We start from the raw sequence: 21198 nt of genomic DNA, 5'->3' as shown, positions 1-21198 counted from the left end.
CCTTATTGATTTTTTAAATATAGAATAACTCTTTCAAAGTCATCTGTCAAGCCACTTGAAAAGGACATTAATTGATTTGTAAAAGGGTCTACAAACGATAAATAATGACAATGTAACGCTTGGCGATTAATACCCTTATCTAAAGTGCCACCATAAAGATCATCACCTAATAATGGATGACCTAGATGCGAGAAATGGACTCTAATTTGATGCGTTCTTCCCGTATGAAGTTCAATATCAACAAGCTTCACTTTACCGTACTGTTTAACGACTTGAAAACTTGTTTTAGCCGGTTTACCTGATTCATGAACACGTCTTGTGATAATACTGTCGATATCACGAGCAATTGGAGCTGTTATTTCACCAAATTGTGGTAAGTCTTCTTCTCCTTCAACCAGTGCATAGTAACGTTTTTTGATGGCTTTTGTCTGTAATTGCTTATCAAGTCTTGCATGAGCATAACCATGTTTAGCAAACAACATCAACCCACTAGTATCTCTATCAAGTCTAGTGACGATATGAATTTGTTTATTGTCATAACCTTGTTCGATAATATAGTGTTTCACAAAATTAGCAATGGTATTATCATGGATAGCACTTGGGATACTAGCATAACCTACTGGTTTATTAATCACCAGATAATGATCATCTTCATAAACGATATCAAGGGAAAATGGAACCGCCTTTAGTTTCTCATAAGCTTTTTCGTTAGGGATATCAACGGTAACAACATCACCTTCACTAAGATTATAGATGGCATTTTGCTCAATACCATTTACCCAGATATTGCCACCTTTGTATTTGATTTTAGCCAACAAACCTCTTGAAATATCATGCTCTTTTAAGAGACTCTTCACTTTGCAAGATCGATCTGCTTTAAATTCAAATCTCATGAGTCATCTTCTCCAATAAAAGCATCTTTAACTCGTTGCCAGAAACTAGTGTGACTAACCGTCTCAACAAAGTTTGCTTTTTGTTCAGCAATTTCAAACTCAATTTTAGCAACATTTTTGTAAGAAAAAGTGCGATTATCTACTGAAACGATATAATTGCCTCTTCTTTTAGGAATAATTTCAATCTTGTCTTTTTTAGGAACAACAATAGAACTTCCTAGTGTTCGATATACACGATTGTTTAAACTAGCAATTTCTGTCAATTGAAGAGCTTCAATGGTTGGATGTAATATAGCACCACCTAGCGATTTATTGTAGGCTGTGCTACCAGTTGGCGTTGATACAGCAAGACCATCACCTCTAAAACGCTCAAGCTTGACATGATTAATAATCACATCAGCAACCATCGTTTTTTCAACGCGTTTAATAGTTGCTTCGTTAAGTGCTAGAGCGTTAATCACTCTTTCATCTAGCAAAGTAATGGTTACTTTTAAAACAGGATAAGTCACCTTACTACCACTATCAAGGCGTAAACGCTTTAAGAGTGTATCTACTTCAAAATCTTGGTAATCGGTATAAAAGCCTAAATGTCCTGTATGAATACCAACAAATCTAACCTTGTCTAACTCATTTTCATACATGTGAAATGCTGACAAGAGCATGCCATCACCACCAATAGTAATGACAACATCGGGATTTTTTTTGCTTAAATAAAATTTAGGGTCATTGCGAAAAGCGGTAAATAATTTTGAGGCTACACGTTTACTTTCGTATTTACCATTAGCAATTATTGCCACTCTTATCTTATCTGTATAATTCATCTGTGTCATCACTATTTCCTACACCATCGTTTAATTTTCTAGTCTCTGAATCAAATAAAAGCTGAGCTTCTCTAATATCATCTCTAATTTTACGCATTTCTTCATCTAGTTGAAAAGCTATTCTTGCTGTAATTTCAAGACGTTCTTTAATTTCATCAGGAAATTCTCCCTTATATTTGTAATTAAGAGAATGCTCAATTGTTGCCCAAAAATTCATGGCTAAGGTTCTAATTTGTATTTCTGCTAAAACCTTTTTTTGACCAGTAATCGTCTCAACCGGATATTCAACAATCACATGATAAGAACGATAACCACTTTCTTTTTTGTTATTGATGTAATCGCGTTCAATAACAACGGACATATCTTTTCTGTTTCTAAGTAATTCTAATACCTCATAGATATCATCTACAAACTGCACCATAATTCTAAGTCCAGCTATATCTTGCATGTCAGTTGCTAGGTTTTCTTCACTAATAGAACGCACAAGCATTTTTTCTTTAATACTTTCAACCGATTTAACTCGTCCTGTGACAAATTCTATTGGTGAATGTAGTTTTTGTTTTCTAAACTGTTTTCTGACACCACGCAACTTAATTTTAAGTTCTCCAACTGTTTGAATATAAGGATCTAAAAACTCTTCCCAATTTTCGATCATCAGAGCACACCTTTCTTGTAAAAGTATTAACTTTTTTATAAAATTAATGTAACAACTTATTATACCATAAAAATAAGGGTTAAAGGAAATCGGAGTATGAATCATTTAGAGATAGAATATAAAACACTACTAAGTAAAGAGGAATTTCAGGCACTTGATAATCTATTTGCCCATATTCCTATCGTGACACAAACCAATTATTACATAGATAATCCTAATCAAGAGATTAAAAAGCAAAAAATGTCTCTACGTATTAGAACCTATCAAACTTCAGCAGAAATGACACTAAAAGTGCCTCAAAAAATAGGAAATTACGAATATAATCTGCCACTAACATTAGATCAAGCAAAAGAACTCATAACAGATTTTAAAATTCCCGATTCTAAAATTAAAAATATTTTAGACAATACTAAAATTGATTTATCAACAATTAAAGTCTGGGGGTCTTTAACCACAAAACGACGTGAAACAAGACTTGAAATTGGGCTATTAGCCTTAGATCACAATACTTATGAAGACAACTCTGATTATGAGTTAGAACTAGAAGTATCTGATGCCAAAAAGGGAAAATCAGATTTTGATACCTTTTTAGAAGACCATCACATCCAATTTAAATATGCTAAAAGTAAAGTCGCAAGAGTTTATCACTATTTACAAGGAAATTAATTTTAGTCTTTTTAAAAAATCACTGAAATATTTTAGCTTTTTTGTTAAAATAGACTTATCATAAAAAGGAGCAAAACTATAATGACACAACGTTACGCTGACAAGCAACTAAAACTTTTTTCACTAACCTCTAATACTGAAATAGCAGAAAAAATTGCCGATGCGGCTGGTATTCCGCTTGGCAAACTATCATCAAAACAATTTTCAGATGGTGAAATAATGATTAACATTGAAGAGAGCGTTCGCGGTGATGATATTTTTATCATCCAATCAACTAGTTACCCTGTTAATGATCATCTTTGGGAACTTTTAATTATGGTTGATGCATGTAAACGTGCCAGTGCTCATTCTGTTAATGTTGTTATTCCTTATTTTGGTTATTCTAGACAAGACAGAATTGCTGCTGCTAGAGAACCAATTACTGCAAAATTAGTCGCAAATATGCTTGTAAAAGCTGGCGTTGATCGTGTCTTAACGTTAGATCTTCATGCTTCTCAAGTACAAGGATTTTTTGACATTCCAGTAGATAATCTCTTCACCATCCCTTTGTTTGCTAAAAGTTATGTTGAAAAAGGCTTAACTGGTGAAGAGGTCGTCGTTGTTAGTCCTAAAAACTCTGGCATTAAACGTGCTCGTGGCCTTGCTGAAATTTTAGATTCACCGTTAGCTATTATTGATTATTCTATGGATGATAGTGAACGTGAAGAAGGATACATCATTGGTGATGTTGCTGGCAAAAAGGCTATTTTAATTGATGATATTTTAAATACTGGAAAAACTTTTGCCGAAGCTGCAAAAATCTTAGAACGTGGTGGTGTTACAGAGATTTATGCAGTTGCTAGTCACGGATTGTTTGCTGGTGGTGCTGCTGATATTTTAGAAGCGGCTCCTATTAAAGAAATCATTATTACAGATTCTGTATGCTCAAACGTTCGTATCCCTAAAAACGCACACTATATTTCAGCAAGTGAACTTATTGCTGATGCTATTATTCGAATTCATGAAAAACAACCACTCAGCCCCTTATTTGCTTACCATGCTGAGAATGAAGAAGGTTAATTATGCCTTATTTTGACAATGCATCTACTACTTTTTTAACACCATCAGTCATTGAGCAAATGACTAAAGTGATGAATTCTACACCTGCTAACCCTTCTAGTATTCATAGTTACGGCAGAAAAAGTAATCAACTATTAAGAGAAGCTAAAGAAAAAATAGCACGACTTTTAAACGTTAATGCTAAAAATATTATTTTAACTTCAGGTGCAACTGAAAGTAACAACACTGCTATAAAAGGGTATGCTTTAGCAAATGAGAACAAAGGTAAGCACCTCATTACTACTAGTGTTGAACATCACTCTGTTTTTGATGTCATGTCTTATTTGGAAAAAAATCATGGCTTTGAAGTCACCTACCTCTCTCCAATTAATGGCACAATCAGTGCTAATCAAGTAAAAGAGGCTTTAAGAGACGACACCATTTTAGTCAGCATTATGCATACAAACAATGAAACGGGTCACCAATTTCCAATTAAAGCAATTGGTGACTTGTTGAAAAATCATCAGGCTGTTTTTCATGTTGATGCTGTACAAGCCATTGGCAAAGTTCCTGTTTATCCTGAAGAACTTGGTATTGATCTCATGTCCTTATCGGCACACAAATTTCATGGTCCCACTGGTATTGGAATTCTTTATTCGAAACCTCTACACATGATAAAATTGCTTCATGGTGGCGATCAAGAAGATAAAAAAAGAGCTGGCACTGAAAACCTTGTTGGCCTTGTTGGTATGGCTCAGGCTTTAGAAGACAGTTTGTCTCACCAAAAAGAGAATTACCAACATGTTGTTGCATTAAGAGATCTTTTTTTAAAACAAATAGATGGCGTATCATACTACCTCAACAGTCCCAAGGATGGTCTTGCTCATATTATTAATATTGGTTTTCCAAAAATTAATAACAGTATTTTATTAACTCAACTTGACTTAGCTGGATTTGCAGTTTCTACTGGTTCAGCTTGTACAGCTGGTAATGTAGAACCGAGTCATGTTCTTGCAGCTTTTTATGGAAAAGACTCAGAAAAGTTAAAAGAATCCATTAGAATTAGTTTTTCAGAATTTAATACCACTGAAGAAGTCATTCAATTAACAACAAAATTAAAAGAAATTATAGGTAAATAAAATGGCATTTGAAAAAGAAGTTTATTTAGAAGATAGTCAATACAGTTACAGAATTAGTCCTAACGTAAAAAAATATACATTACGTGATACGACTTTTATTCAAAACAAGGTTGGTCATTATGAGCTTAATCGTTTGCTTGAAAAAGTTCCCAACTCAAAAGAAGGATTTCCTCTTAAAATCACAATTAATTCTGATTTAACAGGCTTTAAGCTAACAATTACAGATAAGTCTGGTTTACGCCATGTCAATATCTTTAAATCAGAAGATCATAAAATATTACAAGAAAAATTTTATTTCTTAATGAATAGTTTAGTTGAAAGAGATATTTTTGAAAAAATTGAAAAATAAAAAGAAGTCTTTAAAGGCTTCTTTTTTCAAAAATAATTTTAAATTTTAAGCTTTATTTGTTGCATTTTTCACAACCTTTTTTTACAATAGTCTTATGAAGATTGAAAGAGAGATTTATAATGGCTTCTGATAAAATGATACCAAATGCAACTGCAAAACGCCTATCACTATACTATCGTATTTTTAAGCGTTTTAATGCTGACAATATTAGAAAAGCAAACTCCAAACAAATTGCCGAAGCAATAGGTATTGACTCAGCAACTGTTAGAAGAGATTTTTCTTACTTTGGTGAACTTGGTCGTCGTGGGTTTGGTTATGATGTTCAAAAATTAATGAATTTTTTTGCGGACATCCTAAATGATAATGCTATCACTAACGTTCTCTTGGTTGGTGTTGGTAAACTTGGTGGTGCCCTTTTAAATTATCGCTTCCATGAACGCAATAAAATGAAAATTACAATGGCATTTGACGTCAAGGAAAATGATTTGGTTGGTACTACCACTCCTGATGGCACACCTATTTATGACATTTCTGATATTAAAAAATATATCAAAAAAACTAATATTGAAACTGCCATTTTAACTGTTCCTAGCAACAAAGCTCAGGAAGTTGCTGAAATTCTAGTTGATGCTGGTATCAAAGGTATTCTAAGTTTTTCACCAGTTAATCTGACACTGCCAAAAAATGTGGTTGCTCAGTATGTCGACTTAACCAGTGAACTTCAAACTCTATTATACTTTATGAATCATAATGAAGACTAAAAAACAGTAGACAACGTCTACTGTTTTTTAAAAGAAATCATTTTCTTCTCGAAAACTATAATAATTGGTTTGACCAACAATAATGTGGTCTAAAAAAATAATTCCCAAGTCTTCACAAGTTCTTTTGATTTTATCGGTGAAGAGTTGATCATTTTCACTTGGATAACAAGAATTGGAAGGATGATTGTGGACTACAATTAGTGAGGTTGCCATTGCTTTACAAGCATAATGTAAAATTTCTCTTGGCTCTGCAATGGATCGTCTCACTGTACCAATAAATATTGTTTTTTGTTCAATAATTCTGTTTTGTGTATCAAGATAGATAGCCCTTAGTTCTTCTTGTTTTTTATCACCAAGTTCTAACATCATCTGTCTAGCCAACTTTTCACTACTGAGTAATTGATCAGTTTGTTTTATCTCAGCTTCTTTGATTCTAGTTGCAAATTCAATCATAGCTTTAATCTCAATGGAACGAATATGTCCTATGCCAAAAATTTCTTGGAGTTCTTGCAAAGAGAGATGCTTAAAGGCACCAATTGTTTTCACTTTTGTCAAAATAGAATTTGCCATATTTAAAACAGACTCTTTTTTATTGCCTGTTCTTAAAATAATGGCAAGGAGTTCCTGGTTACTTAAACGTTCAGCGCCTTTTACAACTAAACGCTCTCTTGGTAAAATAGCTTCTTTTTCAAATTTTATCTTATACATAAATCACCTCTATCATAATATTCGTTATAGACATTAAAAACCTTATCCAATGGATAAGGTTTTTTTAGTTAATCATTTATGAGGTTTGTTCTTTAGCTTCAACTTCTTTTTCTCCAGCTTTTTTAGCCTGTTTTTTAGCAACATTATCCTTAATAATTTGATAAAGGCTGGCTGATAATGGAACAGATAATAACATTCCTAATACACCATATAATGATGCTCCTATCGCTATTGACAGTAACACCCACATAGACGGAAGACCTATTGAGCCACCCACTACTCTTGGATAAATAATATTACCTTCAAATTGTTGTAAAATAACGACAAAAATGAGAAAGACTAGAGCTTGGGAAAGAGATTGTGTCATAATGAGAATAGCACCAATCGTTACCCCTATATAAGGCCCAACGACAGGAATAATGGCAGTAAAGGCAATAAGAATGCCTATTGTTGGAGCATAAGGTAAGCCAAGAAGCATCATACCAATAGCTGATAAACTACCAAGAATCATCGCTTCTAATGTTTGACTAACAAAGAAACTATGAAAACGCTTGTTCAAAATATCGGTCACGTAATGAATTTTTTCCTCATATTTAGACAAATAAGTAGATACTAAAAGATTAAACTGGTATTTAAGTTTCTTTTTATTCCCTAAAACATAAATAGAGAACACAAGACTAACAAAAACAGATAATAGGGTTGAAGCAATTGATGTCACAGAAGACAAAACACCTGTTAAGACAGATAAAAATTGCTCTAACACTTGTTTGCTGTATTGACTAATCAATTGACTAAGCTCTGTTTCGGTTCCAAATAATTTTAGCAGTCGAGAGACTAATTCATTATTTTGTAAATCATCGATAATTTTTTGAACATCTGAAGGATTAATTGATAATAGAGATTTTAAACTATCAATCAAATCTGGTAAAACAATAGTAAAAATAAGGGTTGCTACAATAATAAATGTCGCATAAGCCAAAAGCATGGCCAATGTTTTTTGGATTTTTTCATGTTTTTTAGGTGGAAAAACCATAGAAAATAATCTTTCGTAGGCAGTCATTACAATATTAATGACAAATGCCATTGCTGCACCCATTAAAAAAGGGGTAGAGGCTTGATAAAGAGTTCTTAGAATTCCCTCACCTGTTGACCAATAGGTCATAATGGCATAGCAAAGTGCAAAGGTCAAAATAACATAGTAAAAATAAATTTTGTTTAGCTTCATTTTTTCTCCTTAAATGATGTGTAAAAAAGACAACATTTTAACGCCCAAGTACTTGTTTTTCAATGATTTTAAAAACACCGTTATCACGATTACTTGGAGCAAGAAAACGAGCGCTGTCTTTCACATTTTGTGGTGCATTTGCCATGGCATATGAATATTTTGCAAGTTTTAACATCTCAATATCATTAGGAGCGTCGCCAAAAGCCATCACTTCTTCTGGCTTGATATGCCATTTTTTCATAAATTGCTCGATTCCCCAAGCTTTGTGGATTCCTTTAGGTGTGACATCTACAGCACCATAACCACTGGTTACTGCTGTTAAAGGGCCCTTGAAGTTATGGTTGAAAGATGAAATAATTTCATTTTCATGTTTAACCGGAATTGCCATATTAATTTTCAAAAAAGGTTCGTTTGGTAACTCTGAAAATGATTTAAGCAATTTTATCCGACTTAAAAACTTATCAAGTTGTTCTTTTTCGATGGCTGATCTTGAAAAATCAAATGTTGCACCTTCAAGAACATATGACGATTCGGCAGTAGAAATCATCACACGGTAATCAACTAATTTATCATGGTAAAAGTCTAAAAAATCACAAACAAGATCATCTGAAATACCTTTACGAGCAAATGTTTTTCCATTTTCTAACAAGTGTGACCCATTTTCAGCAACAAAACTTAAATCATCAAAAAGGCCATTAAACATTAAAGAGAGACGTCCTATATTATTACCAGTTGCTACCAAAAATTTGATGTCTTTTTCTTTGAGTGAATTTAACATCTTTTCAAAACGAGAACGATCATAACTACCTTTGTTATCTAACAAGGTCCCATCCATATCACAAGCAATTAGCTTTACAGCCATTTAAAAACAACATCCTTTCAAAATAATCATCGTAAGATGATTTTCTTTTACAATATTATACCATAATGACACAAAAATAGTGATGCAAGAAAAAGCACCACTCATTCATTGATCACTATTACTACTCAATAAAACTTATAAATCAAGATAATTTTTACTACTTTACTTCTTTCTACTATAAGAGTTTTACTGCTTTTTTATTTTTATCTACTTCAGAAATTTTATTATAATCATTATCAGTAATCATTTCTCTATTTTTCCAAGTATTTTATTTTAATAGGTAGTTCCGTTAGAGTACCAATAGTTGTTTTATCTATAAATTCTGTTGGCAAATAGTTTGATGTTATAATTTCACTATCAGAAGTGTATATAGCAAATGAAATTTTAAACTTATTGTTAACAAGAAGTGTGATTCTCCAATAACCAGCCGTCACGTTTTTTTTAAATTGAATTACTTCAATTTCTTCAATATCACTACTATCTGCTAAATCAAAATTATTAATAAAATACAAAGCGACACGATCTTCTTGTTCTTTCATCCAAGCATCTTCTTCTTTTTTAGTGTCATTTAGACTAAAAGCTATAAATATTCCACCTGCTAACACTAAGGCTATAAGGATAAAAAGTAACTTCTTTTTCAAAATAAACTCCTTGTTAATAATTAATAATTCTGATTAAAATACATATAGATAGAGAGAAATTTCTACTCCCTCTCTATATATTTCATTTTGATAGGTAATTCAGTTAAATTATCATCAATAGGTTTTCTTTTGAAATTTTCTGGGAGATAGTTTGAAGTTCTAATTTCGTCGTTATCACTATTTAGAGAAAAAGCAATATTATATTTATTGTTAGCAGACAATACAACTCTCCAATAGCCAGTCATTGAATTTTTTTCAAATTGTACAATCTCAATTTCTTCTATATCATCACCATTGGTTAATTCGTAGCGATTAATGAAATACAAGGCAACTCGATCTTCTTGTTCTTTCATCCAAGTATCTTCTTCTTTTTTATTGTCATTTAGACTAAAAGCTGTAAATATTCCACCGGCTAACACTAATGCTATAAGGATAAAAAGTAACTTCTTTTTCAAAACAGACTCCTTGTAAATAATTCTCATTAAAGTACATATAGATAAAGAGAAAAATTTCTACTTCCTTTCTATATATTTCAATTTTACTGGTAATTCAGTTAAACTACCAATAGTTGTTTTATCTATAAAATCTATTGGTGAATAGTGTGATGTTCGAAGATTATTATTAGATTTGGTTAGTGAAAAATCCATATTATATTTATTATTTACACAAAGAGTAATCCACCAAGTACCCGTCATTGAATTTTTTTCAAAATCAACTACTTCTATTTTTTCAATGTCACTACCATCTGCTAAATCAAAATTATTAATAAAATACAAAGCAACTCGTTCTTCTTGTTTTCTCATCCAAGCATCTTCTTCTTTTTTAGTGTCATTTAGACTAAAAGCTGTAAATATTCCACCGGCTAACACTAAGGCTATAAGGATAAAAAGTAACTTCTTTTTCAAAATAAACTCCTTGTTAATAATTAATAATTCTGGTTAAAATACATATAGATAGAGAGAAATTTCTACTCCCTCTCTATATATTTCAATTTTACTGGTAATTCAGTTAAAGTACCAATAGTTGTTTTATCTATAAATTCTGTTGGCAAATAGTTTGATGTTATAATTTCACTATCAGAAGTGTATATAGCAAATGAAATTTTAAACTTATTGTTAACAAGAAGTGTGATTCTCCAATAACCAGCCGTCACGTTTTTTTTAAATTGAATTACTTCAATTTCTTCAATATCACTACCATTAGCTAAATCATAATTATTAACAAAGTACAAAGCTATGCGATCTTGTTCTTTTTTCGTCAAACTGTCTTCTTCTTTTTTAGTGTTGTTTAGACTAAAAGCTATAAATATTCCACCAATTATCACTAATGGTATAAGGATAAAAAGTAATTTCTTTTTCAAAACAGACTCCTTGTTAATAGTTAATAATTCTGATTATTATTTCTAGAAAATGATGAAATTATTTTCCTTCTAAATATTTTATTTTTAATGGTAATTCTGAAAAATTGTCTATCATTTTCTTCTTATTAAACTCTTTAGATGAATAGTTACTTGTCCATATCTCACCAGTAGATTCATATTCGTAAAACGAAATATAAAACTTTGTGTTTACCAATAGTGTAATCCTCCAAGAACCAGTCATAGAGTTTTCTTCAAATTGTACAATCTCAATTTCTTCTATATCATCACCATTAGTTAATTCGTAGCGATTAATAAAATACAAGGCGACTCGATCTTCTTGTTTTCTCATCCAAGTATCTTCTTCTATTTTACTGTTATTTAGACAAAAAGCTATAAATATTCCACCGACTAGCACTAATGCTATAAGGATAAAAAATAACTTCTTTTTCAATACAGCCTCCTTGTTTATGATTCTCATTAAAGTACATATAGATGTAGAAAGAAATTTCTACTCCCTCTCTATATATTTCATTTTGATAGGTAATTCAGTTAAATTATCATCAATAGGTTTTTTTTTGAAATTTTCTGGGAGATAGTTTGAAGTTCTAATTTCGTCGTTATCACTATTTAGAGAAAAAGCAATATTGTATTTATTGTTAGCAGACAATACAACTCTACAATAGCCAGTCATTGAATTTTTTTCAAATTGTACAATCTCAATTTCTTCTATATCATCACCATTGGTTAATTCGTAGCGATTAATAAAATACAAGGCGACTCGATCTTCTTGTTTTCTCATCCAAGTATCTTCTTCTATTTTACTGTTATTTAGACAAAAAGCTATAAATATTCCACCGACTAGCACTAATGCTATAAGGATAAAAAGTAACTTCTTTTTCAATACAGCCTCCAATTCTTATAGATACTCAGTTTGATTAATCAACTCTGCAAGGACTTGATAACCTTTATCTGACAAATGTAGACCATCTTTTGTAAAGTCAACTTTTAAATCACCTTTATTATCTAAAAAAGCGTCATATGTTTCTAAAAGAGAAACGTAATCAAACTTATTTGTTAACTCTTCATAAGCACGATTTAAGTCTGAGATTGTTTTATTATCTCTCATGCCAAATCTGCTTAAATCAAAAACTCTTGTGTTTACAGGAAGAATTTCAAGCAAAACGATAGTAACAGACGGGTAATTTTCCTTGATTTTTTCAATGATTTGAGTCATGTTTGTTATTGTCTTTTCTTTGCTAATAGAGATACCTATATCATTAGTACCAATTAAAATAAAAACTGTTTTCAATTGATCACCAAAGATGTGGGTGTCTAAATACTTTAGTAAGATATCTGACGTGTAAGCAGAAATGCCTCGATTAGCAACAACTTTTTGGGTTTTAATATAGTCTTCTAATCTAAAAAATTCGACAATTGAATCACCAATAAAGATAACTTCTGGGAATCTTAAAGTGCACCTGTTTTCGATTTTGTAGGCTTGTCTTTTATCATTTTGGATTTTAAAATAATAGCGCAACATTTTTTCATCAGCCATTGCTAATTGACCTCCTAGATATATCATGTTAATTATCATTTGAATGCAATACTTAACTTAACCTATTATACCATAAGATTCTCTAGTAAGATTAGCTTTTAAAACTTGCTGAAAGGTTAAAAAAAAGCTACTATGAAACTAGAAGCAATTAAAAATAAAGGAGGTTACTATGACATTATATCAGGAATTAATTAGTAAGCTTGAAAGCTTAAAAATACCTTATGACATCGTTTCTCATGAACCTGCTTTAACAACTGAGCAAGCAGATGCATTCATTGAAGGAATTGAGGGCGTTCGAACAAAAACACTTTTTTTGACCAATAAGAAAAAAACAGCCTTTTATTTAGTTGTTATGGATGATCAGAAACGTTTAAATTTAGACCATTTTAAAGAAATTATTAAAGAAAAGAGAATCAAATTAGCTTCTGAGCAACTTATTTTTGAGAAAATGTCACTGGAGCCTGGGATTGTCTCTCCTTTTGGTTTATTGTTTAATCCTAATCGTGATATTAAGGTTTATTTTGATCAAGAAATTCTCTCAGAAGAAAAAATGAGTTTTCATCCCAACACTAATGATAAAACGATTTTTATTGCAACGAATGATTTACTTGCTTTTATAAAACACTTGGGCTATTTCATTCATGTTGTGGACTTATAAATGATTTCATAGTAAAAGACAACCAAAATACAATGGTTGTCTTTTTCAGTAAGTCATTATTTTAATAAACCTTATCTTTTTTATCTTTGTACCATAAGAATGATATCATAACAATCGATAGTGCAGAAACTGCTAAGCCGGTTTTTAAGCCTTTAGGAGAATAATGCATCTCTATATCATGTTTTCCTGAGGTGATGGGAAAAGATAAGAGACTATTCCAGGCTTTTGTTGTTTCAACGACTTCTCCGTCAACTCTTACAGTCCAATCAGCACTATAAGGAATACTTGTCATCATGACATCGCTATTGTCAGTGATATCGACATGTCCCTTGATTGATGTGTTGGTCCATTCAGTGACGGTCATACTTTGTTTTAATCTGTCAGCAAGTATTTTTTCGATTTCAATATTATTGGCTCTAACAAGACCTGCATTTTCAATATTGACGTCATCATCTGAAAAACGCATTTCAAGAACTGTTTCTTGCCCTTCAGTACCATGTGTCAGTTGCCATAGTTGTTTTTGTGAATAAGATTTTTGATTGGTCAACCATTTATTGTTTAATAAAATTGATAAATGATCACGTTTCGTTTCTAATCCTGATGGTGTTAGGAAATAATAGGTAAATGAACTTTTTGGAATAATTTTAAATCGGATAATACCCAGTTGGTTTTTATCAATGCGATTATAGACCGGTTGTCCATTTGGACCATCGACTTTTTCCATATTTTCTATTTCAATGGCTGAAAAACTAAATTGTTCAAAATAATTAGTATCAGTTCCAGCCATTGATTTCAAGATAATATTTTGGTTGGCAACAGGATTATTTAAACCAAACAAGATACTTTGTGTTACTTTATTGGTTCCAAAAGCAACTGAGAAAACATTGGGGTTTTCATAAACAAGGTAGCGATCATTTTCATCAATTTTATGATAGTAACTCGTTAAGTCAAAACGACTAGAATTTTTGTTGAAAAACATCTTTTCTGGATGTTCATCTGCTTCTTCTTGTGTATGGTCTTTCACATCAACATAGTATCTCACACCAAATAAAGCATCTGTTAAAAGAGTGCCATTAGTGTATTGGGTTGAAGCATTAACACCAATATCACCTAAGTAAGAAAACAAGTCCATGGTTGAGCGCTCCAAGCTAGAACTAAAGCTACTTAGTCCTGGATAAGAAATCAAACTCGGTGTTGTTCTTGAATAGGAAAAGGTCGATCCAATACGGTAAAATCCAACATCGCTTTTTGCTTGTATTTTATCTGTCACTTCTTTAACTGATAGGGTTGCATCTGTAAACTTATCTGCATCAGCATAATATAACGTATATTGCGATAGATAAGCATTAAGACCTAGTTCAAAAATGGTAATACCATAGATAAGTGCCCATAAAAATCGGCTTGAACCAAAGAAATAGAATAGTAAAATAAGTACCCATGTCAACAAAGTAAAAACTACTTGCGTCAGTAAAAAGCCCTTGACAAGTAAAAAGTATTCCGCTGGAATTGTTAAAACGACTATTATTATCAATAAACTACGCTGTAATAAGCTGTATTCTTTTTTTTGCCAGATGAAATAGCTACTGATAATTGGAATAATCGTTAGTAAAAATAGAATCACTTTTGGATTTTCAGTAACAAAGGTTGTTATTGCTTTGACCTGTTTTGGAGCGATATAAGTATAAGATTGTGTCATGACATACGTCACTGACGCAAACATCAACAGTAGACCAAAGAAGAATTCTTTTCTATTTATTTTAACTGCTGCCTTTAGTACTTTATATGCTGTTAAAACAATAAAGAATGAGAAAATCCATGAAAAACGATAAAAGAACCCAGCCGGATTTTGACCCATATGCCAAATCTTACTAGTAAATTCATTAACAAATGACACAAAGAAAACGGTTATTATTAACCCTGCACCAATTTTTTGATAAAGATGGTCTTTAACATGTCTGAAATAAAAGAATGAACTAATCAAAGACAAGGCGCCAACATAGATATTTGGAAGACTTGGGCCTTTTGACCAAGAATTGTCATCAAAACCACCTATCATTACTTTTGATATGATATCAAGTGGATTAATTTGGAAATCCCAGCTAAATAACAAGGCACCTCCTATTGCTCCTTTACTTTCCAATAAATTTAAGAAAATAGGATATAAAAGGAAAAAAACACTAGTAATAGCAAGGATAGAATAAAAGGCTGTTTTAAAAAGTGGAATAAAGAATGCTAGTGTTTTATCTTTTAAAGTTCCTCTTATTGCTAACTTGGGTGAAAGATAATAACAAGCGTATAAAACCACAAATAAACAGATCATATAGCCCATGTAAAATTGTAAAAACATGGTTAAAGCCAAGGTTAAAATATAACCAAATGGTCTTTTACCATCTAGTGTCTCTTCTAGAGTAAGAATAACTAAGGGAAGCATAAACATGGCATCATAAAATAACACGTTCATCTGGTAAGACACTAACATCCCTGAAAGAGCATATGATAATGATAAAAGAGGAACTAGCCAAGGCTTGGTAGATAATCCCTTATAACGTTTAATGAGAAGATGACTAAAACTTAATGAGATGGCACCATATCTTAATAAGATAGTGAGAAATACTGCCCATTTAAACTGTGACAGTGGTAATAAAATATAAAAAATATTAAAGGGACTAATCAGATAATACCCTAAAATACCTATCATTGGCCCACCAATCGATTTGGTAAAGGAATAAAAAAATCCAGACCAATCCCCTGATAAAATAGTTTCTTTGAGAAAACCGTAAAAACTAATGTATTGTTGTCCAAAGTCAACTGCCATCAAGGTTTTCTTGCCAAAAGGAAAGGCGCCCATAAAAAACCAGACAATAAGCATAACAAAAATGGGTAATAAGGCACTTGAAAGATAAGTGACTGCTTTTTTATGCTTTTTTAAAAATGGGAGATGGCGTTGATATAATTTTTCGAAAAAACTCACCAAATGAGCTGTTTGAGTCATTGATTAATCCTTCTTTACTTCTTCAATATTTGTGTCGCTGATAATATAATGTGGTCTCTTTTTAACTTCGTAGTAAATTTTACCAATGTATTCTCCTAAAATACCAATCGAAATTAACTGAACACCACTAAAGAGAATAATAGCTGCAATTGTTGTAAAATAACCACTAACAGCAGTATCTGGGTGTTGAATATATCTAAATAGTTCAAATAAAAGATACAAAATGGCCAAAGCAATACTAAATAAACCAAATTGGATAGAAATTCTTAATGGTTTATCATTAAACGAAATAATTCCTTGAATAGCATAATTAAGAGATTTTCTAAACCCAAACTTACTTTTTCCTTCTTCTCTTACATGATTTTGATAAGGAATAACTTTTTCATTAAATCCAATCCATTCGTAAAGCCCTTTATTGAAACGATTATATTCTGGAAGAGAAATAAATTTTTTATAGGCTCTTCTACTTAAGAGTCTTAATTCTGATTTACCATCAGTCAAATGCACATCCATGAGACGGTTGGAAATCATATAAAATAATTTTGCAAAAAAACTGCTAAATGCTGATTCCCCTTGTCGATTTCTTTGACCACTAACAATATCATACCCTTCTTTATAGGCATTAACAAATAAAGGAATCAGACTAGGTGGATGCTGTAAATCCCCATCCATAACCATAGCAGCATCGCCAGTTGCATGTTGAAATCCTGAAAGAATACCACCCTCACGACCAAAATTACGGCTAAAACGGATAAACTTCACTTTATCATCAGAATTAGCAATGCTTTTCATTAATGAAAAAGTCTTATCTGTGCTACCGTCATCAATATAAATTAATTCATAATCAGAAATAGACTGATTTTGCATTTTTTTAAGTTGATCAGAAATAGCGTGATGGGTCTTTTGTATCATTTTTTCTTCATTATAGTAGGTAATAATGACTGATAATTTCATATTTTTCTCCAGATATTAACAACTTTTATTTATTCTCTTTGATTCACTTAATCTTTATTTTATCATAATTTTAAAGCTTTTTCTATGGTTACTATAGCTAAGCCACCTAAAAATTAACATAAAAAAATAGTCTGAGTCAGACTATTTTATTTACGATACATTTTAAATTGTAAGTATAAATCATTATAAATACCAAGCCATTTTTGACCTAGATTATCATAGACTTCTAAGTGCGCGATTGTTTCAGGACTTGGGTAGAAAGATTGATCATTTCTAACTTCTTCATCGAGAAGCTCTTTTGCTTTTTGATTAGGAGTGGCATAGCCAATATAATCAGCATTTTGAGCAGCGTTTTCAGGTTCAAGCATGAAATTGATAAATGCGTAAGCAGCTTCTTCGTGTTCTACTGATGATGGGATAACAATATTATCAAACCAAATATTAGATCCTTCACTTGGAACAACATAACGAAGATTTTCGTTAGCATCAAGCATTTCGCTAGCTTCGCCTGAGAAGGTTATCCCGATAGCAGCATCTTCTTGAATAAGATAGCCCTTCATCTCATCACCAACAATGGCTTTGATATTAGGTGTCAAATCATTCAGTTTTTCAACCACTTGATTGAGTTCCTTCATATCTTTAGTATTTAGACTGTAAGAAAAAGTATTTAAACCAAACCCAATGACTTCACGGGCACCATCAACAAGCATGATATCATTTTGATATTCTTTACGCCATAAATCTTCCCAGTGTCTAGGCTCTTCTTCAACCATTTCAACATTGTAGACAATACCAACTGTACCCCAGAAATAAGGAATAGAGTATTTATTTTTAGGGTCAAAACTCTTGTCTAAAAATTCAGTACCAATGTTTTCAAACCCTGTTATTTTAGATTTGTCTAGTGGAACGATTAACTCTTCTTTAATCATTTTGTCAATCATGTAATCACTAGGCACTGCTAAATCATAAGAAGTACCACCTTGTTTAATTTTGGTATACATGGCTTCATTAGAGTCAAAGGTTTCATATTCAACTTTAATACCAGTTTCTTCGGTAAATTTTTCTAATAAATCTGGGTCAACATAATCTCCCCAGTTATAAATCACTAGTTTATCATCGTTTTGACTACCACCAGATTCATGTTTCATGATGAGAGAAAGACCTAAAAGAATACCAATAATGGCAAGGATACCTGTTAAAAAAACATAAAGTTTACGCATGGTCTTCCCCCTTATCTTGTGAAATCATATAATAACCTATCACTAATAAGATACTAAACAAAAAGACAATTGTTGAAAGAGCATTAATCTCTAGTGATATTCCCCTTCTAGCTCTGGAATAAATTTCAACTGACAAGGTTGAAAAATTATTACCAGTGACAAAAAAAGTAACTGCAAAATCGTCAAGTGAATAGGTAAAAGCCATGAAGTAGCCGGCAATAATAGCTGGTGTTAAATAAGGAAACATGACTTCCTTCATCATTTGAAATGGAGTTGCACCAAGATCATAGGCTGCATTAATCATGTCTTGATTCATTTCTTTAAGTCTAGGTAAAATCATTAAAACAACAATCGGAATTGAAAAAGCAACGTGACTTAAAAGAACCGATGTCATACTAAGACTAAAACCTAGATAAGTGAATAAAATCAAGAAACTTGCACCAATCATAACGTCAGGTGCTACCATTAAAACATTGTTTAGTGATAAGAAAGTATTTTGATGTTTTAAACGTTTTTGATAAATCATAATAGCACCAAATGTTCCTATGATAGTAGCAATCAGTGCACTTAAAAACGCTAAAAAGAAAGTATCGGCAAGGATTATCATTAAACGCTCATCTGAAAACATAGTAACATAATGCTCAAGTGTAAATCCTTTAAAGCCATTCATATCCCCACCATCATTAAATGAGTAGATAATCAAATAAACTATTGGAAGATAAAGAATTAAAAAGACAAAAGATAAATAAAGATTTGCAAATTTTTTCATTTTTGTCTCTCCTTTGTCACCCACATTGTTGCTAACATAGCTAAGATAAGTATCACACCTATAGTTGAACCCATTCCCCAGTTATCAGTTGTTAAGAAATGTTGTTCAATAGCGGTACCAAGAGTGATGACTCGATTTCCACCAATAAGACGAGTTAGCATGAATAAGCTAAGACTTGGAATGAAAACGGCTTGAATACCACTTCTTACACCACTCATAGAAAGTGGGAAAACGACTTGCCTGAAAGATTGCACACTACTTGCTCCTAAATCTTTACTGGCATTAACAAGGTTTGGATCAATATCATCAAGGGCATTGAAAATTGGTAGAATCATGAATGGTAATTCGATATAACTTGCCACAAAAATAAATGAAAAATCTGTAAATAAAATTTGTTGTGGTCCAATACCAATGAAACTTAAAAAACTATTGATACCACCATGTTGACCAAAAATGCCCATAAAGGCATAGGCTTTTAATAATAAATTGATCCAAGTTGGTAAAACAATGAGCATCAACCACAATTGCTTATGTTTTAGTTTTGTTAAAACATAGGCAGTTGGATAGCTGATTAAAAAAGTTATTAGCGTAATCACACCAGCATAAAACAATGAATTAAGGCTCATTTTGAGATAAGTAGCATTAGAGAAGAATGTTTGATAGTTTGCTAAAGTGAATTGCCCTTCTGTGTTAAAAAATGATTGGTAAACAATTAGTATAACTGGAGCAATAACAAACAGAACTATCCAAAGAAAGTATGGAACAGAGAAAAAACTAGAGGTTTTCTTCATTTTTTCCTCCTGCAATAGCCTTGATAAGGCCTTCTTCATCGTCTTCTACTTCAACATATTCTTCAATACGTGCATCAAATTCTTCTTCTGTTTCATTGAGACGCATAATATGAATATCTTCAGGTGTAAAATCTAAGCCGATAATTTCACCTTCTATCGCTTTTCTCGTAGAGTGAATCATCCACTCATTGTCTAATTCATCATAGGCGATAATTTCATAGTGAACACCCCGAAAGAGTTGTGTGTCTACCTTAACCTGTAGTTTACCATTTTCTGGAAGCGTAATTTGTAAATCTTCTGGACGAATAACAACTTCAACAGGCTCATTTGGTCTCATACCACCATCAACTGCTTCAAAACGTTTACCATTAAATTCAACCAAATAGTCCTCAACCATAGTACCAGGAATAATATTAGATTCACCAATAAAGGTTGCAACAAAATGATTAATCGGTTCATCATAAATGTCAACTGGTGTTCCTGATTGGATAATTTCACCATCATTCATAACAAAAATCCAATCACTCATTGCAAGCGCTTCTTCTTGATCATGTGTGACAAAAACAAAAGTGATTCCTAGGCGTTGTTGTAATTCTCGTAATTCATACTGCATTTCAGTACGAAGTTTTAAATCAAGGGCTGATAAAGGCTCATCTAATAAAACCACTTTGGGTTCATTGATGATAGCTCTTGCAATAGCAACACGTTGTCTTTGACCACCGGATAGTTTTTTAATAGAACGATTTTCAAATCCTTCCAAACGAACCATCTTTAAAGCTTCAAGAACACGTTTTTTAATCTCGTCTTTTTCTACTTTTTTAACTTTTAAAGGAAAGGCCACATTATCAAAAACTGACATATGAGGGAATAAAGCATAGTTTTGAAAAACAGTATGAACATCTCTTTTATTAGTTGGTACATCATTGATACGTTCACCATCTAGGTAAACATCACCACTAGTGGCATCAAGTAACCCTGCAATAATATTTAAAATAGTTGATTTACCACTACCTGATGCACCAAGAAGAGTATAAAATTTTCCTTCCTCAAGTTCAAAATTGATATTTTTTAAAACTTGAGTTTGGCTGTCTTCGAATGTTTTACTAACATTTTTGAATTCTATAATTGAATGAGTCAACGG

Annotated in this window: 25 protein-coding genes; 6 read left to right on the top strand and 19 right to left on the bottom strand. The window is 32.0% G+C overall.

The window, feature by feature from the left end; translation table 11 throughout:
• Nucleotides 1-2: 2 nt before the first annotated feature.
• From N7659_RS01495 to N7659_RS01485, 3 genes are read right to left on the bottom strand one after another with little or no spacing between them, the layout of a single operon-like run.
• Nucleotides 3-893, bottom strand: a complete 891-nt coding sequence (locus N7659_RS01495) for an RluA family pseudouridine synthase (protein ID WP_263275477.1) — start codon at nucleotides 891-893, stop codon at nucleotides 3-5.
• Nucleotides 890-1723, bottom strand: a complete 834-nt coding sequence (locus tag N7659_RS01490) for an NAD kinase (RefSeq protein ID WP_263275476.1) — start codon at nucleotides 1721-1723, stop codon at nucleotides 890-892. The genes N7659_RS01495 and N7659_RS01490 overlap by 4 nt, the downstream gene beginning before the upstream one ends.
• Nucleotides 1698-2369, bottom strand: coding sequence for a GTP pyrophosphokinase family protein (locus N7659_RS01485; protein WP_263275475.1), 672 nt, complete (start codon nucleotides 2367-2369; stop codon nucleotides 1698-1700). Before N7659_RS01485 ends, N7659_RS01490 begins: the two co-directional genes overlap by 26 nt.
• A 96-nt stretch (nucleotides 2370-2465) precedes the next feature.
• On the opposite strand from N7659_RS01485, the gene N7659_RS01480 reads away from it, so the two are divergent.
• The 5 genes from N7659_RS01480 to N7659_RS01460 all read left to right on the top strand — a co-directional run bounded on the left by N7659_RS01480 (nucleotide 2466) and on the right by N7659_RS01460 (nucleotide 6322).
• The gene (locus tag N7659_RS01480; RefSeq protein ID WP_263275474.1) at nucleotides 2466-3035 is read left to right on the top strand and encodes a CYTH domain-containing protein; all 570 of its coding nucleotides are present in this window, start codon (nucleotides 2466-2468) and stop codon (nucleotides 3033-3035) included.
• 81 nt (nucleotides 3036-3116) lie between these two features.
• Nucleotides 3117-4094, top strand: a complete 978-nt coding sequence (locus N7659_RS01475; protein WP_263275473.1) for a ribose-phosphate diphosphokinase — start codon at nucleotides 3117-3119, stop codon at nucleotides 4092-4094.
• Between the two features lie 2 nt (nucleotides 4095-4096).
• Nucleotides 4097-5212, top strand: a complete 1116-nt coding sequence (locus N7659_RS01470; RefSeq protein ID WP_263275472.1) for a cysteine desulfurase family protein — start codon at nucleotides 4097-4099, stop codon at nucleotides 5210-5212.
• 1 nt (nucleotide 5213) lies between these two features.
• A complete protein-coding gene (locus tag N7659_RS01465) occupies nucleotides 5214-5561 on the top strand; it encodes a DUF1831 domain-containing protein (RefSeq protein ID WP_263275471.1) in 348 nt (115 codons plus the stop codon).
• 119 nt (nucleotides 5562-5680) lie between these two features.
• Nucleotides 5681-6322, top strand: a complete 642-nt coding sequence (locus N7659_RS01460; protein ID WP_263275470.1) for a redox-sensing transcriptional repressor Rex — start codon at nucleotides 5681-5683, stop codon at nucleotides 6320-6322.
• Between the two features lie 27 nt (nucleotides 6323-6349).
• On the opposite strand, the gene radC is transcribed toward N7659_RS01460, so the two are convergent.
• The 10 genes from radC to N7659_RS01410 form a co-directional block, all read right to left on the bottom strand.
• Nucleotides 6350-7030, bottom strand: a complete 681-nt coding sequence (gene radC / locus N7659_RS01455) for a RadC family protein (RefSeq protein WP_263275469.1) — start codon at nucleotides 7028-7030, stop codon at nucleotides 6350-6352.
• Nucleotides 7031-7106: 76 nt separating this feature from the next.
• Nucleotides 7107-8255: an AI-2E family transporter gene (locus N7659_RS01450; protein WP_263275468.1), complete on the bottom strand. Its 1149-nt coding sequence runs from the start codon at nucleotides 8253-8255 to the stop codon at nucleotides 7107-7109.
• A 37-nt stretch (nucleotides 8256-8292) separates the two neighbouring features.
• Nucleotides 8293-9117, bottom strand: a complete 825-nt coding sequence (locus tag N7659_RS01445) for a Cof-type HAD-IIB family hydrolase (protein ID WP_263275467.1) — start codon at nucleotides 9115-9117, stop codon at nucleotides 8293-8295.
• Between the two features lie 251 nt (nucleotides 9118-9368).
• The gene (locus tag N7659_RS01440) at nucleotides 9369-9758 is read right to left on the bottom strand and encodes a hypothetical protein (RefSeq protein ID WP_263275466.1); all 390 of its coding nucleotides are present in this window, start codon (nucleotides 9756-9758) and stop codon (nucleotides 9369-9371) included.
• A gap of 62 nt (nucleotides 9759-9820) precedes the next feature.
• Nucleotides 9821-10213 carry a hypothetical protein gene (locus N7659_RS01435; RefSeq protein ID WP_263275465.1) on the bottom strand — a complete coding sequence of 131 codons (393 nt, stop codon included), beginning with the start codon at nucleotides 10211-10213 and terminating at the stop codon, nucleotides 9821-9823.
• 57 nt (nucleotides 10214-10270) lie between these two features.
• Nucleotides 10271-10663, bottom strand: coding sequence for a hypothetical protein (locus N7659_RS01430; RefSeq protein ID WP_263275464.1), 393 nt, complete (start codon nucleotides 10661-10663; stop codon nucleotides 10271-10273).
• Between the two features lie 62 nt (nucleotides 10664-10725).
• On the bottom strand, nucleotides 10726-11118 hold the full coding sequence (locus N7659_RS01425) for a hypothetical protein (RefSeq protein ID WP_263275463.1): 393 nt from the start codon (nucleotides 11116-11118) through the stop codon (nucleotides 10726-10728).
• A gap of 58 nt (nucleotides 11119-11176) precedes the next feature.
• On the bottom strand, nucleotides 11177-11569 hold the full coding sequence (locus tag N7659_RS01420; protein ID WP_263275462.1) for a hypothetical protein: 393 nt from the start codon (nucleotides 11567-11569) through the stop codon (nucleotides 11177-11179).
• A 57-nt stretch (nucleotides 11570-11626) separates the two neighbouring features.
• On the bottom strand, nucleotides 11627-12019 hold the full coding sequence (locus N7659_RS01415) for a hypothetical protein (RefSeq protein ID WP_263275461.1): 393 nt from the start codon (nucleotides 12017-12019) through the stop codon (nucleotides 11627-11629).
• Between the two features lie 15 nt (nucleotides 12020-12034).
• Nucleotides 12035-12673: a GDSL-type esterase/lipase family protein gene (locus tag N7659_RS01410; RefSeq protein ID WP_263275460.1), complete on the bottom strand. Its 639-nt coding sequence runs from the start codon at nucleotides 12671-12673 to the stop codon at nucleotides 12035-12037.
• Between the two features lie 169 nt (nucleotides 12674-12842).
• On the opposite strand from N7659_RS01410, the gene N7659_RS01405 reads away from it, so the two are divergent.
• A complete protein-coding gene (locus N7659_RS01405) occupies nucleotides 12843-13331 on the top strand; it encodes a prolyl-tRNA synthetase associated domain-containing protein (RefSeq protein WP_263275459.1) in 489 nt (162 codons plus the stop codon).
• Between the two features lie 61 nt (nucleotides 13332-13392).
• Here N7659_RS01405 and pgfM1 read toward each other — a convergent pair whose 3' ends face one another.
• The 6 genes from pgfM1 to N7659_RS01375 all read right to left on the bottom strand — a co-directional run bounded on the left by pgfM1 (nucleotide 13393) and on the right by N7659_RS01375 (nucleotide 21195).
• Nucleotides 13393-16323, bottom strand: a complete 2931-nt coding sequence (gene pgfM1, locus N7659_RS01400) for a glycosyltransferase PgfM1 (protein WP_263275458.1) — start codon at nucleotides 16321-16323, stop codon at nucleotides 13393-13395.
• A gap of 3 nt (nucleotides 16324-16326) precedes the next feature.
• Nucleotides 16327-17277: a glycosyltransferase PgfS gene (gene pgfS / locus N7659_RS01395; RefSeq protein ID WP_263275457.1), complete on the bottom strand. Its 951-nt coding sequence runs from the start codon at nucleotides 17275-17277 to the stop codon at nucleotides 16327-16329.
• A gap of 146 nt (nucleotides 17278-17423) precedes the next feature.
• Entirely contained in the window at nucleotides 17424-18497 is a 1074-nt protein-coding gene (locus N7659_RS01390; protein ID WP_263275456.1) for a PotD/PotF family extracellular solute-binding protein, read from the bottom strand.
• Complete coding sequence (locus N7659_RS01385) at nucleotides 18490-19266, bottom strand: ABC transporter permease (RefSeq protein ID WP_263275455.1); 777 nt, start codon at nucleotides 19264-19266, stop codon at nucleotides 18490-18492. Before N7659_RS01385 ends, N7659_RS01390 begins: the two co-directional genes overlap by 8 nt.
• On the bottom strand, nucleotides 19263-20057 hold the full coding sequence (locus N7659_RS01380) for an ABC transporter permease (RefSeq protein WP_199567332.1): 795 nt from the start codon (nucleotides 20055-20057) through the stop codon (nucleotides 19263-19265). The genes N7659_RS01385 and N7659_RS01380 overlap by 4 nt, the downstream gene beginning before the upstream one ends.
• Nucleotides 20041-21195 (bottom strand): ABC transporter ATP-binding protein, encoded by a 1155-nt coding sequence (locus N7659_RS01375; RefSeq protein ID WP_263275454.1) that lies wholly within the window; start codon nucleotides 21193-21195, stop codon nucleotides 20041-20043. Before N7659_RS01375 ends, N7659_RS01380 begins: the two co-directional genes overlap by 17 nt.
• Between the last annotated feature and the right edge of the window lie 3 nt (nucleotides 21196-21198).

The sequence above is a fragment of the Streptococcus sp. CSL10205-OR2 genome (genome assembly GCF_025660655.1).
In the GTDB taxonomy this organism is placed as follows: domain Bacteria; phylum Bacillota; class Bacilli; order Lactobacillales; family Streptococcaceae; genus Streptococcus.
Note: the sequence above shows the minus strand (reverse complement) of the source record. Positions and strands in the feature narration are given on the sequence as shown.

Excerpts from the sequence above, each read along its gene's own strand:
- N7659_RS01495 (WP_263275477.1), bottom strand. The coding sequence starts at position 893 with ATGAGATTTGAATTTAAAGCAGATCGATCTTGCAAAGTGAAGAGTCTC.
- N7659_RS01490 (WP_263275476.1), bottom strand. The coding sequence starts at position 1,723 with ATGACACAGATGAATTATACAGATAAGATAAGAGTGGCAATAATTGCT.
- N7659_RS01485 (WP_263275475.1), bottom strand. The coding sequence starts at position 2,369 with ATGATCGAAAATTGGGAAGAGTTTTTAGATCCTTATATTCAAACAGTT.
- N7659_RS01480 (WP_263275474.1), top strand. The coding sequence starts at position 2,466 with ATGAATCATTTAGAGATAGAATATAAAACACTACTAAGTAAAGAGGAA.
- N7659_RS01475 (WP_263275473.1), top strand. The coding sequence starts at position 3,117 with ATGACACAACGTTACGCTGACAAGCAACTAAAACTTTTTTCACTAACC.
- N7659_RS01470 (WP_263275472.1), top strand. The coding sequence starts at position 4,097 with ATGCCTTATTTTGACAATGCATCTACTACTTTTTTAACACCATCAGTC.
- N7659_RS01465 (WP_263275471.1), top strand. The coding sequence starts at position 5,214 with ATGGCATTTGAAAAAGAAGTTTATTTAGAAGATAGTCAATACAGTTAC.
- N7659_RS01460 (WP_263275470.1), top strand. The coding sequence starts at position 5,681 with ATGGCTTCTGATAAAATGATACCAAATGCAACTGCAAAACGCCTATCA.
- radC (WP_263275469.1), bottom strand. The coding sequence starts at position 7,030 with ATGTATAAGATAAAATTTGAAAAAGAAGCTATTTTACCAAGAGAGCGT.
- N7659_RS01450 (WP_263275468.1), bottom strand. The coding sequence starts at position 8,255 with ATGAAGCTAAACAAAATTTATTTTTACTATGTTATTTTGACCTTTGCA.
- N7659_RS01445 (WP_263275467.1), bottom strand. The coding sequence starts at position 9,117 with ATGGCTGTAAAGCTAATTGCTTGTGATATGGATGGGACCTTGTTAGAT.
- N7659_RS01410 (WP_263275460.1), bottom strand. The coding sequence starts at position 12,673 with ATGGCTGATGAAAAAATGTTGCGCTATTATTTTAAAATCCAAAATGAT.
- N7659_RS01405 (WP_263275459.1), top strand. The coding sequence starts at position 12,843 with ATGACATTATATCAGGAATTAATTAGTAAGCTTGAAAGCTTAAAAATA.
- pgfM1 (WP_263275458.1), bottom strand. The coding sequence starts at position 16,323 with ATGACTCAAACAGCTCATTTGGTGAGTTTTTTCGAAAAATTATATCAA.
- pgfS (WP_263275457.1), bottom strand. The coding sequence starts at position 17,277 with ATGAAATTATCAGTCATTATTACCTACTATAATGAAGAAAAAATGATA.
- N7659_RS01390 (WP_263275456.1), bottom strand. The coding sequence starts at position 18,497 with ATGCGTAAACTTTATGTTTTTTTAACAGGTATCCTTGCCATTATTGGT.
- N7659_RS01385 (WP_263275455.1), bottom strand. The coding sequence starts at position 19,266 with ATGAAAAAATTTGCAAATCTTTATTTATCTTTTGTCTTTTTAATTCTT.
- N7659_RS01380 (WP_199567332.1), bottom strand. The coding sequence starts at position 20,057 with ATGAAGAAAACCTCTAGTTTTTTCTCTGTTCCATACTTTCTTTGGATA.